Origin of the sequence: Serratia sp. Res13-Sevr-LER1-36-b (assembly GCF_015673035.1) — a bacterium.
In the GTDB taxonomy this organism is placed as follows: Bacteria; Pseudomonadota; Gammaproteobacteria; order Enterobacterales; family Enterobacteriaceae; genus Chania; species Chania fonticola_C.
In genome coordinates this window covers 351939-367751 of record NZ_JADACK010000020.1, presented here as the reverse complement: position 1 = coordinate 367751, position 15813 = coordinate 351939, and the positions used below count along the sequence as shown (strand labels likewise).

Genomic DNA, 15813 nt, shown 5'->3' with positions numbered 1-15813 from the left:
GGGGACGTCAATAGTTATTTCCCGGATTAGCGGCGTTTGCTGTAAAAAACGGCATATCAGCGCTTTTATGGCCCTCGAACAACGTAATCAGCCAATCAATCAATACCCTGACACGCGGGGCGAGGAAACGGCCAGGCGGATACATGATGTAGATCGGCATCGGCGGTGGTGGCGTATCGGCCAGCACTTCCACCAGTTCGCCGCTTTGCAACCAGGGAGAGAGCGTATAACGCGCCCCCTGGATGAGGCCCAATCCGGCACGGCAGGCACTGGTGTAGGCATCGGCCCCGCTAACGCTCAATCTGCTTGGCAATTCGCGCAGCTCAAGGCGGCCATCACGGCAAAATTCCAGCGGGTAGTTGCGGTTATTCACCAAGGAGAAATAGCCCACCGCCCGATGGTGTTGCAGCTCGTCGATCGACTGCGGGGTACCAAACGCCTGTAAATAGCCGGGTGAGGTGCAGGTGAGCTGGGGCAGTTGGGCAATCCGCCGGGCAACCAGCGTATCGTCTGCGGTTTCCCAAGCCCGCAGCACGCAGTCCACACCTTCGCGCAGCAGATCGACATGGGTGTCGTTGGCCCCCAGCGCAATTTCTATCTCTGGATAGCGCTGATAGAACTCATCCAGCGCTGGGATGACGATTTCCCGCGCCAGCGAATGGGGCATATCGATCCGCACCTTACCGGTGGGTTGCAGCTTGTGGTGGCTGAACAGGGTATCTGCTTCCTCCAGGGCGTCCAGCAGGTGCAGACAACGTTGGTAGTACAGCGTTCCCTCGGCGGTGACCTGTACCTGACGCGTGGTGCGCACCAATAATCTGACGCCAAGCCGTTGCTCAAGGCGTTTGAGTACGTTGCTTACCGTGGCTCGAGGCAGCTGCAACCGTTCGGCCGCGCGGCTGAAGCTGCCTAGTTCCACGATCCGGGTAAAGATGCGCATAGCCTGAACCTGATCCATTTTGCCGCCCGCATTGTTGGTGATTTATGAACAGTGATGTGCAATCTGCATTATTTATCTTTGTGGCATAAACAACCAGACTTTGTTTCGACATCCATGTTCAATAAGGACCACACAATGCAACAGCGCAAATTAGGTACTAATGGCCCCCTCGTCTCTGCCCTGGGTTTAGGTTGCATGGGGATGAGCGATTTCTACTCCACGGGTTATGATGAGCAGGAAGCCATCGCCACGCTGCATCGGGCTCTGGAACTGGGGGTGACTCTACTGGACACAGCAGATATGTACGGCCCGCACACCAATGAACAACTGATCGGCAAGGCGATCAAAGGCAAACGCGACCAGGTATTTCTGGCCACCAAATTCGGTATTGTGCGCGATCCGGCCGATCCCACTGCGCGGGGCGTGAGCAGTGAACCGGACTATATCCGTCGCTCGGTAGAAGGCAGCTTGCAGCGGCTAGGGGTAGAAACCATCGATCTTTACTACCAGCACCGGGTCGATCCGAAGGTACCGATCGAAGAGGTGGTTGGCACCCTGGCGGATCTGATCAAAGAGGGCAAGATCCGCCATATTGGCCTGAGTGAAACCTCCGTTGCAACGTTGGAACGCGCTCATCAGGTGCATCCGATCACCGCGTTGCAGACTGAATATTCCTTGTGGAGCAGAGACGCTGAGCAGGGGCAACTGGCCGCTTGCCAACGTTTGGGCATTGGTTTTGTCGCCTATAGCCCGCTTGGGCGTGGCTTTCTGACCGGGGCGATCCAGAGTCTAGAGGACTTGGCGGCAGATGATTTCCGCCGCGATAATCCACGTTTTCAGGGGGAAAACTTTGCTCGCAATCTGGAACTAGTCACCAAGGTCAGTGAATTGGCCAGGCAGAAAGGTGTGACCCCGTCGCAACTGGCGTTGGCTTGGGTGATGGCGCAGGGGGAACATATTGTTCCAATTCCTGGTACCAAACGTCGGCGCTATCTGGAAGAGAACGTGGCGGCAGCGGAGATCACGTTGAGCGAGCAGGAATTGGCGGCTATCGAGGCGGTATTCCCTCTGGCAGGCGTGGCGGGTGCACGCTATACAACGGTGGGAATGGAGTTGATTAACGGCTGATGGCATACCTTAGGGATAAATGTTCGTCAGGCGAGCAATCTCCCCTCACACCAACCCTCTCCCGATGAACAAATCGGAGGCGTCAGGAACACTTGTGTGAGGGAGAGGGGGCGGGTACGGAGCTGTGGTCAGGTACAGAAGTTATTCAGTCGCATGGCTGAATTTATAGGTAGGGTGCTGTAGTCAAATGGTGGCACGATCGATCCCCTCTCCCTGTGGGAGAGGGTTAGGGTGAGGGGCTTGTTACCTTTTCTTCTTCGCATCGCGTGGCTGGCGTGCCACGGTGGCTTTGTACACCTTGAAGCGGCCGTTCTGTGCCAACACTTCATGGCTGCCGAAGGTGGCATCCAGAATGTCCGGGTAAGGCAGGAAGGCGTTGGCGACGATGCGCAGTTGGCCACCGATTGGCAGGTGTTTTAACGCTCCGCGGATCAGCGTTTCTGCGGCGGTCAGGCTGGTGGCCAGGCCGTCATGGAACGGTGGGTTGGAGATGATCAGGTCAAAGCGGCCGGTAATGTCGGAGTAGACGTTACTGACGATCACTTCCCCTTCAATACCGTTGGCAGCCAATGTCGCCCGGCTGGATTCTACGGCTGCGGCGTTGACGTCGCTGAGGGTCAGCTTCATTTTCGGCGACAGTTTAGACAGCACCGAAGCCATTACGCCAGCGCCACAACCCACGTCCAGCACTTTGCCTTTCATGTGTTTTTCCAGCGTGGAGAGCAGCAGTGAACTGCCAACGTCCAGGCCATCACGGCTGAACACGCCAGGTAGCGTCTTCACTTCCAGATCGTGCAACTGATAGCTTTCCCACCAGTCGGCCAGATCAAACTGGGTCTGCACATCGATGCGGCCATGATACAACCCGCAGCGGCGAGCGCTGTCGATCTTGGCAAGCGTGGCATGGCCTTCCAGCGTTTGTTCCGCGCTGCGTACGCCACTGCGGTTTTCACCGACGACAAAAATTTCTGCGCCAACCGGCAGCAGGGCCAGGATATTGCACAGTTGGAACTGCGCTTCCTGCTTGCTCTTTGGCCAGTAATACACCAGCGTATCACACTCGGCGACGAAGGCAGGATCGACCGTCAGACCGAACTGTGCATGCTCTCCCATCGTCCGGTTCAGTAACTGCCAGTGATGGTATTGCTGGGTATGGACACGCACATCCGCGGCCTCTAATTGGGCCGGCAGGGTATCCTGCAGATCGCCGGCAAACAACACGCGGCGTTCCATAAATTCATCACTGTGGCGCAGCATGACTTCACTGGCGGGGGTTAATGCAGACATCAGTTTTCGGCTCCTCAAGATTTAGCCGGAGATTATAGAGCTTTGTGGCCAGATGTTCGACGGGTTTGTTGGCGCAGGCTGCGTGGGTTTGTTAGCATAGCGCGGCATAGGGCAGGTAGGGTGCGTCACACACGGGGATCGGCATGGCATCAAAACGCGACTGGTTGTTACAACAGCTGGGGATTACGCAGTGGACATTACGCCGCCCTGGAGTGTTGCAGGGAGAGGTGGCGGTAAGCGTGCCCCCGAACGTGCGCCTGCTGGTGGTGGCACAGGCATTGCCAGACCAGCACGACCCGTTGTTTTGTGACGTGCTGCGCAGCCTGGGGCTGACAGCGTCACAAACCTATGGCCTGACACCGGATCAGGTAGCGATGCTGCCACAAGATACCGAGTGCAACAGTTGGCGGTTGGGCGTCACGGAACCGCTAGCGGTGGCCGGCGCGCAGCTACATAGCCCGGCGCTGGCCGAGCTTTCTCAAGATGCGGGTGCGAAACGCGCACTCTGGCAGCAGATTTGTCATCATGAACAGCATTTCTACCCTGACAGCGGCCGATCTGGCCACAGCCTTCAAGATTGAACAAGCCAGCCATGCGTTTCCCTGGACGGAGGCGACGCTAGCCAGCAATCAGGGCGAACGTTACCTTAATCTGAAATTGACAACCGAAGGGCAAATGGCGGGTTTTGCCATTACCCAAATCGTGCTGGACGAAGCCACGCTGTTTAATATTGCTATTCATCCAAGCTGGCAGCGCCGGGGCTTTGGCCGCATGCTGCTGACTGCCGTGATCGAGCAATTGGAAGCGCGTGGTGTGGTCACTCTGTGGCTGGAAGTTCGAGCCTCTAACCGCGGTGCGATAGCGCTCTACGAAGACCTTGGCTTCAATGAAGTGACGGTGCGCCGCAACTATTACCCCGCAGCCAGTGGCCGCGAAGACGCGATCGTTATGGCGCTGCCGCTGGGGTAGCGACTTATAGTCCTCCCTTTGTGCAGCCGGTTTGGCTTGCCATTATCTTATGCCGAAGAAACCATTGATTGTCACCGGTTGGTAAATCAGCGAAAATACTCGGCTACTATCTTTTTATTACCGCTTTGCCTGGCGCCGCGATCGGCGCGTTGTGATGATGAGCAGGGCGGACTAACCATAGAAACGTGAAAAACATGTCTCCTAGTGAATTCGCCCGCGAAGTTGCGAAAAGAAGAACTTTCGCCATTATCTCGCACCCCGATGCGGGTAAAACCACCATCACCGAGAAGGTGCTGTTATTCGGACACGCTATCCAGACCGCTGGTACGGTAAAGGGTCGTGGCTCCAGCCAGCACGCCAAATCCGACTGGATGGAGATGGAAAAACAACGTGGTATCTCGATCACCACCTCGGTGATGCAGTTCCCGTACCGCGACTGTCTGGTTAACCTGCTCGATACCCCGGGGCACGAAGACTTCTCCGAAGATACCTATCGTACCCTGACGGCGGTGGACTGCTGCCTGATGGTGATCGATGCCGCAAAAGGCGTTGAAGATCGTACCCGCAAGCTGATGGAAGTTACCCGCCTGCGCGATACGCCGATCCTGACCTTCATGAACAAACTTGACCGTGACATCCGCGATCCGATGGAAGTGATGGACGAAGTTGAGCGCGAACTGAAAATCGCTTGCTCGCCGATCACTTGGCCGATCGGCTGCGGCAAGCTGTTCAAAGGGGTTTACCATCTCTATAAAGATGAAACCTATCTGTACCAGACCGGTAAAGGCCACACCATTCAGGAAGTGCGCATCGTGAAAGGGTTGAACAACCCGGAGCTCGATGCTGCCGTAGGCGAAGATCTGGCCGCCCAGTTGCGTGATGAGCTGGAACTGGTGCAAGGGGCTTCCCATGAGTTTGAGCAGGAAGCCTTCCTGGCAGGCGAATTGACCCCGGTGTTCTTCGGTACCGCTTTGGGTAACTTCGGTGTCGATCATATGCTTGATGGGCTGGTGGCCTGGGCGCCTGCGCCAATGCCACGTAAAACCGATACCCGTGAAGTGGTCGCCGCCGAAGAGAAATTCACCGGCTTCGTGTTCAAGATCCAGGCTAACATGGATCCTAAACACCGCGACCGTGTGGCGTTTATGCGCGTGGTGTCTGGCCGCTATGAGAAAGGCATGAAACTGCGCCAGGTTCGTACCGGCAAAGACGTGGTGATCTCCGATGCGCTGACCTTTATGGCCGGTGACCGCTCGCACGTTGAAGAAGCCTACCCAGGCGACATCATTGGCTTGCATAACCACGGCACCATTCAGATCGGCGACACCTTCACCCAGGGTGAGGATATGAAGTTCACCGGTATTCCGAACTTTGCGCCAGAACTGTTCCGCCGTATCCGCCTGCGCGATCCGCTCAAGCAGAAACAGCTGCTGAAGGGGCTGGTCCAACTATCTGAAGAGGGTGCGGTGCAGGTGTTCCGCCCAATCGCCAACAACGATCTGATCGTGGGTGCGGTGGGCGTGCTGCAGTTTGACGTGGTGGTTGCCCGTCTGAAAAGCGAATACAACGTGGAAGCGCTGTATGAATCGGTTAACGTCTCCACAGCCCGTTGGGTAGAGTGCGACGACGTGAAGAAATTCGAAGAGTTCAAGCGTAAGAACGAGCTGAACCTGGCGCTGGACGGCGGCAACAACCTGTCGTATATCGCACCAACCATGGTTAACCTCAACCTGACGCAGGAACGCTACCCAGAAGTGGTGTTCCGCAAAACTCGCGAGCATTAATCTCGTCAACAGGGCGCTTCTAAGCGCCCTGTGTTTTCCTTCTTCAGCCCCCCATCCTGCTAATTATTAAACCCTTCTCACTAATTATTTCGTCTAAACCGAACAAGATTTTCCGCGATCTGGCGGCAAATTTTCGCTTATGGTCTATATTTATCAGGGCGCATAGCGGCATCTGAGCGTAAAATACTATTGTACCCACATATTTTAGAGAGTTATTCGGTAGTGTTGCCGATAGGAGACAGTCCTATCTTAGCAATATCAATAAGATAGTGATGTGGATCCCAAATCAACTGCTATATGTCTCCAATAGACGACAGTTTTACGCTTAATTGTTGCTCATTTGTTTTGTTGTTGTTGATTTTTAACGGCGTTTTTAACTTGGCACGGGCATTGCAGGTATGTTTACCGTAGAGCAATAGTCCGGTCGTGAACGTTTGATTGTATAGAGATCGTGAAGTATTCATTTGAGTTAGCCGCACTCTGGCGGCACCAGAGCCCACAGCAGTTTGGGGTTCTACAACAAGAAGGAAGAGATCGATGAAAAATACCAAGTTTGCACATTCGCTGATGGCAGTCGTTTTGGGTTCGGTACTGGTTAGTGGTTCGGCCCTGGCTGAAGAGACCATGATGAACAAAGCATCAGGCGTAGTTGATAGTACTGGTGCCAAAATCGATAGCTCCATGAAAAAAGTCGACAACTATATGGATGACAGCGGCATAACGGCTAAAGTTAAAACTGCGCTGGTTGACGATAAAGCCATAAAAAGCACCGACATCTCGGTGGAAACCGAAAAAGGTGTGGTGACGTTGAGCGGTTTTGTCGCTACTCAAGCTCAGGCTGAGAAAGCGGTAGACGTTGCAGGTCGGGTAGAAGGGGTCAAATCCGTCAGCGATAAGCTGCACGTGAAAGATCAAGCGACCCAGTCGGTGAAGTCCTATGCCGGTGACACCGCAACTACCAGCGAACTGAAAGCTAAACTGCTGGCCGATGACATCGTGCCTTCACGCAACGTGAAAGTAGAAACCACAGATGGTGTGGTGCAGCTTTCCGGTGAGGTGAAAACCCAGGCGCAGTCTGATCGTGCAGAAAGTATTGCCAAAGCCATTGATGGCGTGAAAAGCGTCAAGAACGATCTGGCGGTAAAACCTTAATCGTCAGTAACAGTAAGCAATAACTCCCAGGCTAACGCCTGGGATGTACTACCAGAAATAGAATAATCCGCAGTTTTAAGCCGCACCCAGCAGGGGCGAGCCAAACGCGAAATTTTTATCACCATGGTAAGGAGAGGCTTATGTTTCGATGGGGCATTATATTTTTAGTGATTGCATTGATCGCCGCAGCACTGGGTTTTGGTTCGTTGGCAGGTACTGCCGCCTGGGCCGCCAAAGTAGTGTTCGTGGTAGGGATCATTCTGTTCCTGGTCAGCCTGTTTACCGGCCGTCGGCGTCCTTAGCGTCTCTCTAAACTGTAACAAAGCTTGATTCTTTTTCTCTGCGCCAGGAGGCAGGTCATGAATAGCGACATCATTGTTGGCCGTTGGAAACAGCTGAAAGGCCAGGTTTGGCAGGCATGGGCGGAGTTTTCCGGCAATGACGGCCTGTGGCTGGCAGGGAGCAATGACTGCCTCTCTGGCGTATTACAAGAAGATTACGGAAGAGAGCAAGAAGAGGTATCCTCGGGAAAACGGCCACATTGAGGATACGGGGTTGGGATACAGAATACCCATCACGCTCGGTAATATAGAACCCCTGGCGTATAAACCATACCGGCCCGGTAAAATGGCGCTGGTGTGTGAGGGCGGCGGACAGCGCGGTATCTTTACCGCCGGCGTACTGGATGAATTCCAGCGCGCACGCTTTAACCCTTTTGATCTGATGATTGGCACCTCTGCCGGTGCGCAGAACCTCTCGGCATTTATTTGTGGCCAGATGGGCTACGCACGGCGGGTGATCACCCGCTACACCACCTCTGCCAATTTCTTTAACCCGCTGCGCTTTGTGCGTGGCGGGCATCTTATCGATCTCGACTGGTTATTGGATATCACCTCGCAACAGTTGCCGTTGGCTTTTGACGTGGCGGAAAAGCAGCTGATTAATGGCCGTGAATTTCTGATGTGTGCCTGTCGCAGCGATGACTTTACGCCGGTTTATCTCCCTGCGGCACGGGATAGCTGGTTACCGGCTATCAAGGCCTCCAGCGCCATCCCCGGGTTTTATCGTATGGGCGTAGAGCTGGATGGCATCAGCTATCAGGATGGCGGCATCAGCGATGCCATCCCGGTCGAAGAGGCCTATCGCCGTGGGGCGGATACCATCGTGGTGATCCGCACCGTGCCTTCACAGATGGCCTATACGCCGAAGTGGATGAAACGCATGGAGCAATGGCTGGGTGAAAGCAGCCTGCAGCAAATGGTGCGGCTGTTGCAGCATCATGAGCAGAGCTATTTGCGCATCCAGCAATTTATTGAAAAACCCCCCGGTAAACTGCGCATCTTCGAAATATTCCCGCCTAAGCCGCTGGCGAGCAATGCGCTCGGCAGCCGTTTGCCTGCGCTGAATCGCGATTATCATCTGGGCCGCCGTTGTGGGCGCTATTTCCTGGCGACGGTAGGCCACTGGCTGCTGGAGCAGGAAAAGAACGATGGCATGACGGTAACAACATCACTTTCCCGTCGTCTGATCCAGCCGGAAACCGTGCGGATGCCTTCGCCGATTATTACCGATGTGCTTAACCCGCAGGGCCATGCCGTGCAGCCTGAAGCGCCACCAAAAATCATCCTGCCAGGTGACGGAGATGTGCTGTGAGTTACGCCTTTACGGATACTCATTGCCACTTTGATTTCCCGCCTTTCAGCGGGGATGAGCAGGCGAGCCTGGCATTGGCCGCGCAAGTCGGGGTGCAGCAAATTATTGTGCCAGCGGTCACGGCCGATCGCTTTGTGCGTATTCTCAAGCTGGCGCGCGAACATACTCCTTTGTTTGCCGCGCTGGGGTTACACCCGCTGTATATCGCTCAGCACCATGATGAGCAGCTTGAACAACTGGCAAGTTACCTGGCAAGCAAGCCGCATAAGCTGGTGGCGGTGGGGGAGATTGGGTTGGATCTGTATATGGCCGAGCCGCAGTTTGAACGCCAACAGGCGTTGCTCAAGGCACAACTGAAGCTGGCAAAACAGTATGATTTGCCGGTGATCCTGCACTCCCGCCGTAGCCACGATCAGTTGGCTGCCGCATTGCGTCGTACCGAGGTACCGCGCCGTGGCGTAGTGCATGGTTTTGCTGGCAGTCTGGCTCAGGCGCAGGCCTTTATTCGCCTGGGTTATTACATTGGCGTTGGCGGCACGATCAGCTACGAGCGGGCGCAGAAAACCCGTCAGGTGATGGCGCAGTTGCCGTTGACCTCGCTGTTGCTGGAAACCGATGCACCGGACATGCCGTTGGCGGGTTATCAAGGGCAGCCGAACCGGCCTGAACGGGCTGCGGAGGTGTTTCAGGTGCTTTGCCAACTACGGCCTGAATCTGCCGATGAGATTGCCGAACAGCTACAACAAAATAGCCAATCCCTGTTTGCATTGGATCCACACCTCTCACTTTAAATGTGACTTGAATCACGTTGTGTGATTTTCAGTTGCTTCTACTTGTATATATTTGTGACATAAAACGAGTCTCATCCCGCCTCGCTCAGTATAATTGCGTCCCATTATCGCCCTTGGGCAACCCGTTTTATCCAGCGGGCCGGGGGTATTTCTTCTTCGCAACAGGGACATACTCGTATGCAACTCTTCATGAGCCTGGTCGGTATGGTGGTCTTGATCGCCATTGCGGTGCTGCTTTCCAGCAACCGGCGCGCTATTAAACTGCGTACCGTACTCGGCGCGTTTATCATCCAGATTGGCATTGGCGCGCTGGTGCTCTATGTCCCGATCGGGCGCCGTATTCTTGGTGGCATGTCGGAAGGGGTGGCAAACGTCATCGCTTACGGTAACGAGGGCATCTCTTTCATCTTTGGTGGCCTGGTTTCCGACAAAATGTTTGAAGTGTTCGGCGGTGGCGGCTTCGTGTTCGCCCTGCGTGTGTTACCGGTAATTGTGTTCTTCTCCTCGTTGATTGCGGTGCTCTATTACCTGGGCATCATGCAGGTGGTGATCAAGCTCTTGGGCGGTGGTTTGCATAAGCTGTTGGGTACCTCGCGGACCGAATCGCTGTCAGCCACGGCCAATATTTTTGTGGGGCAGACCGAAGCGCCGCTGGTGGTGCGCCCTTATATCGCCACCATGACCCAGTCGGAGCTGTTTGCCGTAATGTGCGGCGGCCTGGCTTCGGTAGCCGGTTCCGTGCTGGCGGGCTATGCCCAGATGGGCGTACCGTTGGAATACCTGATCGCCGCTTCCTTTATGGCCGCACCGGGTGGATTGCTGTTTGCCAAACTGATGGTGCCGGAAACCGAAAATACCCAAGACCGAGCCGATGCGATGAAGCTGATCGCCGAAGACGAGCGCCCGGCAAACGTCATCGATGCCGCTGCCTCTGGTGCGGCCTCTGGCATGCAACTGGCACTGAACGTGGGGGCGATGCTGTTGGCATTTATCGCTCTGATCGCGCTGCTTAACGGTATTCTTGGCGGTATTGGTGGCTGGTTCGATTTCCCACAGCTGTCACTGGAACTGATCCTGGGCTGGGTGTTCTCGCCGATCGCCTTCCTGATTGGTGTGCCTTGGAGTGAAGCGATGGTGGCGGGTTCGTTTATCGGCCAGAAGGTGATCGTTAACGAATTCGTGGCCTACATGAACTTTGGTGCTTACCTGCGTCCGGATGACGTGGTGGCTGCTGAGGGGCTACAGGTGCTGTCACAGCACACCAAGGCGATCATCTCCTTTGCGCTGTGTGGGTTTGCCAACCTGTCTTCCGTAGCGATCCTGCTGGGTGGTCTAGGCAGCATGGCTCCAGGTCGTCGTCACGACATTGCTCGTTTCGGGTTAAAAGCGGTGGCCGCCGGTACCTTATCCAACCTGATGAGCGCCACCATCGCCGGATTCTTCCTGGCGTTGTAAGCTATACTTGATATCAACAACCAGGTTCCTGAAGGGGCCTGGTTGCCTGCAAAAAGGGCATTCGCCTAATGACCGCCGTCTCTTTAGTGAATTTGTGAACAATATCGCGTTATTTTGTGATGATCTTCACATATAATTCAGTCCTGTTACAGTGCTATCCTGTGTAGTGTGAATCAGAACACAAATATGCCAGAGTGGTCGTGTTCAAATAGCGATTGCTGGCTATGCGAAAATCGAAGGGCTATGTGCGGTGAGAAGGATCTCAGTTGCTGGCGTGGGAAGACTATCCCGCGCGCTATCTTCAAGGAACCAAGTCCGCTCGCCAACATCAGAATGCTCAGTTGGAGAGTTTTATGACCGAATTAACCGCAGCAGCGCAACGCGCGCTGAACCTGATGGATTTAACCACGCTGAACGAAGATGACACCGACGAGAAAGTGATCGCGTTGTGTCGTCAGGCGAACAGCCCGGCAGGCCATACTGCCGCCATCTGCATCTATCCGCGTTTTATCCCGATTGCCCGCAAAACGCTGCGTGAGCAGGGGACGCCAGATATCCGTATCGCCACCGTCACCAACTTCCCGCATGGCAATGATGATATCGACATCGCTGTGGCAGAAACCCGTGCAGCCATCGCCTACGGTGCCGATGAAGTTGACGTGGTATTCCCTTATCGTGCCCTGATGGCCGGTAACGAGGAAGTCGGGTTTGAACTGGTCAAACAGTGCAAGCAAGCCTGTGCTGCTGCCAACGTGCTGCTGAAAGTGATCATCGAAACCGGTGAGCTGAAGCAGGCGGAACTGATCCGTAAAGCCTCCGAGATCTCCATCAAGGCCGGGGCTGATTTTATCAAGACTTCTACCGGTAAAGTGCCGGTCAACGCCACGCTGGAAAGCGCTGAGCTGATGATGACCGTGATCCGTGATATGGGCGTAGGCAAAACCGTTGGCTTCAAGCCAGCCGGTGGCGTGCGTACCGCAGAAGATGCTCAACAGTATCTGCAACTTGCCGGGCGTCTGCTGGGAGAAGACTGGGCCGATGCGCGCCACTTCCGCTTTGGTGCGTCGAGCCTGTTAGCCAGCCTGCTGACCACGCTGGGGCATAGCACCCAAGCCGCTGGTAACGGTTACTGATTTTCACTCACGTCTTGTTGCGTTGGGGCTGCCAAGCGGCCCCGTTAACGCAGCGCGCAGGCGTATCGAATGACTCTATTTAGCTAAAACAGGGGGCTACTTTGTTCTTGGCACAAGAAATAATCCGTAAAAAACGTGACGGGCAACCGTTGAGCGAAGCCGAGATCCGCTTCTTCATTAACGGCATTCGCGATAACGTGGTGTCAGAAGGGCAGATTGCTGCACTGGCGATGACCATCTATTTCCACGACATGACCATGCCAGAGCGCGTGGCGCTGACCATGGCAATGCGTGATTCCGGCACGGTGTTGGACTGGAAAAGCCTGTCGCTGAACGGCCCGATTGTGGATAAACACTCCACCGGCGGTGTGGGCGATGTGACTTCGCTGATGCTTGGCCCGATGGTGGCAGCCTGTGGCGGCTACGTGCCAATGATTTCAGGCCGTGGTCTGGGTCATACCGGCGGTACGCTGGACAAGCTGGAAGCGATCCCTGGCTTTGATATTTTCCCGGACGACAACGCGTTCCGTAAGATCATCAAAGACGTTGGCGTGGCGATTATCGGCCAGACCAGCTCACTGGCTCCGGCAGACAAGCGTTTCTACGCGACGCGTGATATCACTGCTACCGTCGACTCCATTCCGCTGATCACCGGTTCTATTCTGGCGAAAAAACTGGCCGAAGGGCTGGATGCGCTGGTTATGGACGTGAAAGTTGGCAGCGGTGCTTTCATGCCGACCTATCAGCTTTCTGACGATCTGGCGCAGGCGATTGTGGGCGTTGCCAACGGAGCCGGTTGCAAGACGACCGCGCTGCTGACTGATATGAACCAGGTGCTGGCTTCCAGCGCTGGTAATGCGGTCGAAGTGCGTGAAGCGGTACGCTTCCTGACCGGGGAATATCGCAATCCGCGTCTGCTGGAAGTGACCATGGCGTTGAGCGTGGAAATGCTGCTGTCTGGTGGCCTGGCTACCGACGATGCTGACGCGCGCGCCAAACTGCAGGCGGTGCTGGATAACGGCAAAGCGGCGGAAATCTTTGGCCGCATGGTGGCGGCACAGAAAGGCCCAAGCGATTTTATCGAGCGTTACGACAGCTATCTGCCAGCCGCGACGTTAACCAAGCCGGTTTATGCCGAGAAACCAGGTATCATTACCGCGATGGATACCCGTGCACTGGGTATGGCGGTGGTGTCACTGGGCGGTGGCCGCCGTCGCGCGACCGACAGCATCGACTACAGCGTGGGCCTGACCGATGTGGCTCGCCTGGGCGACACTGTCGATACCCAGCGTCCATTGGCGGTGATCCATGCCAACGACGAAGAGAGCTGGCAGCAGGCAGCAGATGCGGTACGCGGCGCGATGGTTCTGGGCGACAAAGCGCCAGAAGTCACGCCGGTGGTTTACAAACGCATCACCGAATAACCTCTGTCTAAAGAATCAGGAGTGGCAGCGGCCTTTTCGCTGTCGCCCTCAGCGTGAATACGCAGGAGAGTATGATGAAACGTACATTTATTATGGTATTAGACTCATTCGGCATTGGCGCGAGTGAAGATGCCAAAAGCTTTGGCGATGAAGGCTCCGATACCCTTGGCCATATTGCTGCTGCCTGTGCACGTGGCGAAGCCAACGTGGGCCGTAGCGGCCCGCTAACCCTGCCAAACCTGAGCCGTCTGGGCCTGGGCAAAGCAGCGGAAGAATCCACTGGCAAGTTCCCGGAAGGGTTGGATAAAGACGCTGAAATCATCGGTGCTTACGGCCATGCCAGCGAGCTTTCCTCCGGTAAAGATACGCCATCAGGCCACTGGGAAATTGCCGGTGTGCCAGTCTTGTTCGACTGGGGCTACTTCTCAGACGAGCACAACAGCTTCCCGCAGGAATTGCTGGACAAGCTGGTGGCGCGTGCCAACCTGCCGGGTTACCTCGGTAACTGCCATTCATCCGGTACCGTGATCCTGGATCAACTGGGCGAAGAGCATATGAAAACCGGCAAGCCGATTTTCTACACCTCTGCGGACTCGGTTTTCCAGATTGCCTGCCATGAAGAAACTTTCGGCCTGGATCGCCTGTACGAGCTGTGTGAGATCGCTCGTGAAGAGTTGACCGAAGGTGGCTACAACATCGGCCGTGTGATTGCCCGTCCGTTCCTGGGGAATAAGCCGGGTGAGTTCCAGCGTACCGGTAACCGTCACGATCTGGCCGTGGAACCCCCAGCTCCGACCGTGCTGAAAAAGCTGGTTGATGAGAAGGGCGGCGAAGTGGTTTCCATCGGCAAGATTGCCGATATCTATGCCAACGTGGGGATCACCAAGAAGGTGAAAGCTACCGGGATCGACGCCCTGTTCGACGCCACTTTGGTCGAGATGGAAAAAGCCGGTGACAACACCATCGTATTCACCAACTTTGTTGATTTCGACTCCTCCTACGGCCATCGCCGTGACGTAGCGGGTTATGCAGCCGCGCTGGAGCTGTTCGACCGCCGCCTGCCAGAGCTGCTGAAGCTGGTGAAAGGGGATGACATCATCATCTTCACCGCTGACCACGGCTGCGACCCGACCTGGCCAGGCACCGACCACACCCGTGAGCATATCCCGGTTCTGGTCTATGGCCCGAAAGTCAAACCAGGCTCGCTGGGGCATCGCGAAACCTTCGCCGACATCGGCCAGACCGTCGCCAGCTATTTTGGCGTGTCACCGATGGATTACGGCAAATCCATGCTTTAATACCGCTTTTAATGACGCTGGCCTTCACGCCAACGTCTTTATTTCAATGAATTGAGGGAAGTGATTATGGCAACGCCACATATTAACGCTGAGATGGGTGATTTCGCTGACGTAGTGCTGATGCCGGGGGATCCGCTGCGGGCAAAATACATCGCAGAAACCTTCCTGGAAGGCGCTGTGGAAGTGAACAACGTGCGTGGCATGTTGGGTTTCACCGGCACTTATAAAGGTCGTAAAATCTCGGTAATGGGCCACGGCATGGGCATCCCATCCTGCTCTATCTATGCGCGTGAACTGATTGCCGAGTTTGGCGTGAAGAAAATCATCCGTGTCGGCTCTTGTGGCGCGGTGCGTGATGACGTCAAACTGCGTGATGTGGTGATCGGCATGGGGGCTTGCACCGATTCCCAGGTTAACCGTATGCGCTTCAAAGGCCACGACTATGCGGCCATTGCGGATTTTGACATGGTGCGTAATGCGGTAGACGCTGCGGCTGCTCAGGGCATCCCTGCACGCGTGGGTAACATCTTCTCCGCCGATCTGTTCTACACGCCAGATCCGGATATGTTCCAGGTGATGAAGAAGTACGGCATCCTGGGCGTAGAGATGGAAGCGGCAGGTATCTACGGCGTGGCCGCAGAGCTGTATGAAGAGTTCGGTAGCACGGCGTTGACCATCTGCACCGTTTCCGACCATATCCTGCGTCATGAGCAGACCACCGCTGCCGAGCGTCAGACCACCTTTAACGAGATGATCGTTATCGCGCTGGAATCTGTCCTGCTGGGCGACAAAGCGTAAT

At 55.4% G+C, this 15813-nt stretch carries 16 protein-coding genes; 14 read left to right on the top strand and 2 right to left on the bottom strand.

The genetic code is table 11. The annotated features are described in order from the left end of the window. Positions 1 to 7 precede the first annotated feature (7 nt). Positions 8 to 958 (bottom strand): LysR family transcriptional regulator, encoded by a 951-nt coding sequence (locus IMQ33_RS15805; protein WP_196062201.1) that lies wholly within the window; start codon positions 956 to 958, stop codon positions 8 to 10. Between the two features lie 117 nt (positions 959 to 1075). Between IMQ33_RS15805 and IMQ33_RS15800 the strand changes: the two genes are divergently transcribed. Next, positions 1076 to 2068: an aldo/keto reductase gene (locus tag IMQ33_RS15800; protein ID WP_196062202.1), complete on the top strand. Its 993-nt coding sequence runs from the start codon at positions 1076 to 1078 to the stop codon at positions 2066 to 2068. A gap of 243 nt (positions 2069 to 2311) precedes the next feature. Here IMQ33_RS15800 and rsmC read toward each other — a convergent pair whose 3' ends face one another. After that, positions 2312 to 3355: a 16S rRNA (guanine(1207)-N(2))-methyltransferase RsmC gene (gene rsmC / locus IMQ33_RS15795; protein ID WP_196062203.1), complete on the bottom strand. Its 1044-nt coding sequence runs from the start codon at positions 3353 to 3355 to the stop codon at positions 2312 to 2314. Between the two features lie 143 nt (positions 3356 to 3498). On the opposite strand from rsmC, the gene IMQ33_RS15790 reads away from it, so the two are divergent. The 13 genes from IMQ33_RS15790 to deoD all read left to right on the top strand — a co-directional run bounded on the left by IMQ33_RS15790 (position 3499) and on the right by deoD (position 15812). Next, positions 3499 to 3936 carry a DNA polymerase III subunit psi gene (locus tag IMQ33_RS15790; protein ID WP_024527241.1) on the top strand — a complete coding sequence of 146 codons (438 nt, stop codon included), beginning with the start codon at positions 3499 to 3501 and terminating at the stop codon, positions 3934 to 3936. Further along, the gene (gene rimI / locus IMQ33_RS15785; protein WP_065683640.1) at positions 3881 to 4324 is read left to right on the top strand and encodes a ribosomal protein S18-alanine N-acetyltransferase; all 444 of its coding nucleotides are present in this window, start codon (positions 3881 to 3883) and stop codon (positions 4322 to 4324) included. The genes IMQ33_RS15790 and rimI overlap by 56 nt, the downstream gene beginning before the upstream one ends. A gap of 194 nt (positions 4325 to 4518) precedes the next feature. Next, positions 4519 to 6108, top strand: coding sequence for a peptide chain release factor 3 (gene prfC / locus IMQ33_RS15780; RefSeq protein ID WP_021179214.1), 1590 nt, complete (start codon positions 4519 to 4521; stop codon positions 6106 to 6108). Positions 6109 to 6645: 537 nt separating this feature from the next. Then, positions 6646 to 7260, top strand: a complete 615-nt coding sequence (gene osmY / locus IMQ33_RS15775) for a molecular chaperone OsmY (protein ID WP_021808016.1) — start codon at positions 6646 to 6648, stop codon at positions 7258 to 7260. 140 nt (positions 7261 to 7400) lie between these two features. Beyond that, complete coding sequence (locus tag IMQ33_RS15770; RefSeq protein WP_004933089.1) at positions 7401 to 7562, top strand: DUF1328 domain-containing protein; 162 nt, start codon at positions 7401 to 7403, stop codon at positions 7560 to 7562. A 57-nt stretch (positions 7563 to 7619) separates the two neighbouring features. Continuing rightward, positions 7620 to 7805: a CsbD family protein gene (locus tag IMQ33_RS15765; RefSeq protein WP_024485503.1), complete on the top strand. Its 186-nt coding sequence runs from the start codon at positions 7620 to 7622 to the stop codon at positions 7803 to 7805. Positions 7806 to 7815: 10 nt separating this feature from the next. Next, a complete protein-coding gene (locus tag IMQ33_RS15760) occupies positions 7816 to 8913 on the top strand; it encodes a patatin family protein (protein WP_230326739.1) in 1098 nt (365 codons plus the stop codon). Continuing rightward, positions 8910 to 9704, top strand: coding sequence for a TatD family hydrolase (locus IMQ33_RS15755; protein WP_196062204.1), 795 nt, complete (start codon positions 8910 to 8912; stop codon positions 9702 to 9704). Before IMQ33_RS15760 ends, IMQ33_RS15755 begins: the two co-directional genes overlap by 4 nt. A gap of 189 nt (positions 9705 to 9893) precedes the next feature. Next, positions 9894 to 11159, top strand: coding sequence for a NupC/NupG family nucleoside CNT transporter (locus IMQ33_RS15750; RefSeq protein ID WP_024485506.1), 1266 nt, complete (start codon positions 9894 to 9896; stop codon positions 11157 to 11159). 353 nt (positions 11160 to 11512) lie between these two features. After that, a complete protein-coding gene (gene deoC, locus IMQ33_RS15745; RefSeq protein ID WP_037376682.1) occupies positions 11513 to 12292 on the top strand; it encodes a deoxyribose-phosphate aldolase in 780 nt (259 codons plus the stop codon). A gap of 101 nt (positions 12293 to 12393) precedes the next feature. Next, on the top strand, positions 12394 to 13716 hold the full coding sequence (gene deoA / locus IMQ33_RS15740; protein WP_065683636.1) for a thymidine phosphorylase: 1323 nt from the start codon (positions 12394 to 12396) through the stop codon (positions 13714 to 13716). A gap of 74 nt (positions 13717 to 13790) precedes the next feature. After that, a complete protein-coding gene (gene deoB / locus IMQ33_RS15735) occupies positions 13791 to 15014 on the top strand; it encodes a phosphopentomutase (protein ID WP_024527234.1) in 1224 nt (407 codons plus the stop codon). A 66-nt stretch (positions 15015 to 15080) separates the two neighbouring features. Beyond that, complete coding sequence (gene deoD, locus IMQ33_RS15730; protein WP_021179222.1) at positions 15081 to 15812, top strand: purine-nucleoside phosphorylase; 732 nt, start codon at positions 15081 to 15083, stop codon at positions 15810 to 15812. The last annotated feature ends 1 nt before the right edge of the window (position 15813 follow it).

Excerpts from the sequence above, each read along its gene's own strand:
- IMQ33_RS15805 (WP_196062201.1), bottom strand. The coding sequence starts at position 958 with ATGGATCAGGTTCAGGCTATGCGCATCTTTACCCGGATCGTGGAACTA.
- IMQ33_RS15800 (WP_196062202.1), top strand. The coding sequence starts at position 1,076 with ATGCAACAGCGCAAATTAGGTACTAATGGCCCCCTCGTCTCTGCCCTG.
- rsmC (WP_196062203.1), bottom strand. The coding sequence starts at position 3,355 with ATGTCTGCATTAACCCCCGCCAGTGAAGTCATGCTGCGCCACAGTGAT.
- IMQ33_RS15790 (WP_024527241.1), top strand. The coding sequence starts at position 3,499 with ATGGCATCAAAACGCGACTGGTTGTTACAACAGCTGGGGATTACGCAG.
- rimI (WP_065683640.1), top strand. The coding sequence starts at position 3,881 with ATGAACAGCATTTCTACCCTGACAGCGGCCGATCTGGCCACAGCCTTC.
- prfC (WP_021179214.1), top strand. The coding sequence starts at position 4,519 with ATGTCTCCTAGTGAATTCGCCCGCGAAGTTGCGAAAAGAAGAACTTTC.
- osmY (WP_021808016.1), top strand. The coding sequence starts at position 6,646 with ATGAAAAATACCAAGTTTGCACATTCGCTGATGGCAGTCGTTTTGGGT.
- IMQ33_RS15770 (WP_004933089.1), top strand. The coding sequence starts at position 7,401 with ATGTTTCGATGGGGCATTATATTTTTAGTGATTGCATTGATCGCCGCA.
- IMQ33_RS15765 (WP_024485503.1), top strand. The coding sequence starts at position 7,620 with ATGAATAGCGACATCATTGTTGGCCGTTGGAAACAGCTGAAAGGCCAG.
- IMQ33_RS15750 (WP_024485506.1), top strand. The coding sequence starts at position 9,894 with ATGAGCCTGGTCGGTATGGTGGTCTTGATCGCCATTGCGGTGCTGCTT.
- deoC (WP_037376682.1), top strand. The coding sequence starts at position 11,513 with ATGACCGAATTAACCGCAGCAGCGCAACGCGCGCTGAACCTGATGGAT.
- deoB (WP_024527234.1), top strand. The coding sequence starts at position 13,791 with ATGAAACGTACATTTATTATGGTATTAGACTCATTCGGCATTGGCGCG.
- deoD (WP_021179222.1), top strand. The coding sequence starts at position 15,081 with ATGGCAACGCCACATATTAACGCTGAGATGGGTGATTTCGCTGACGTA.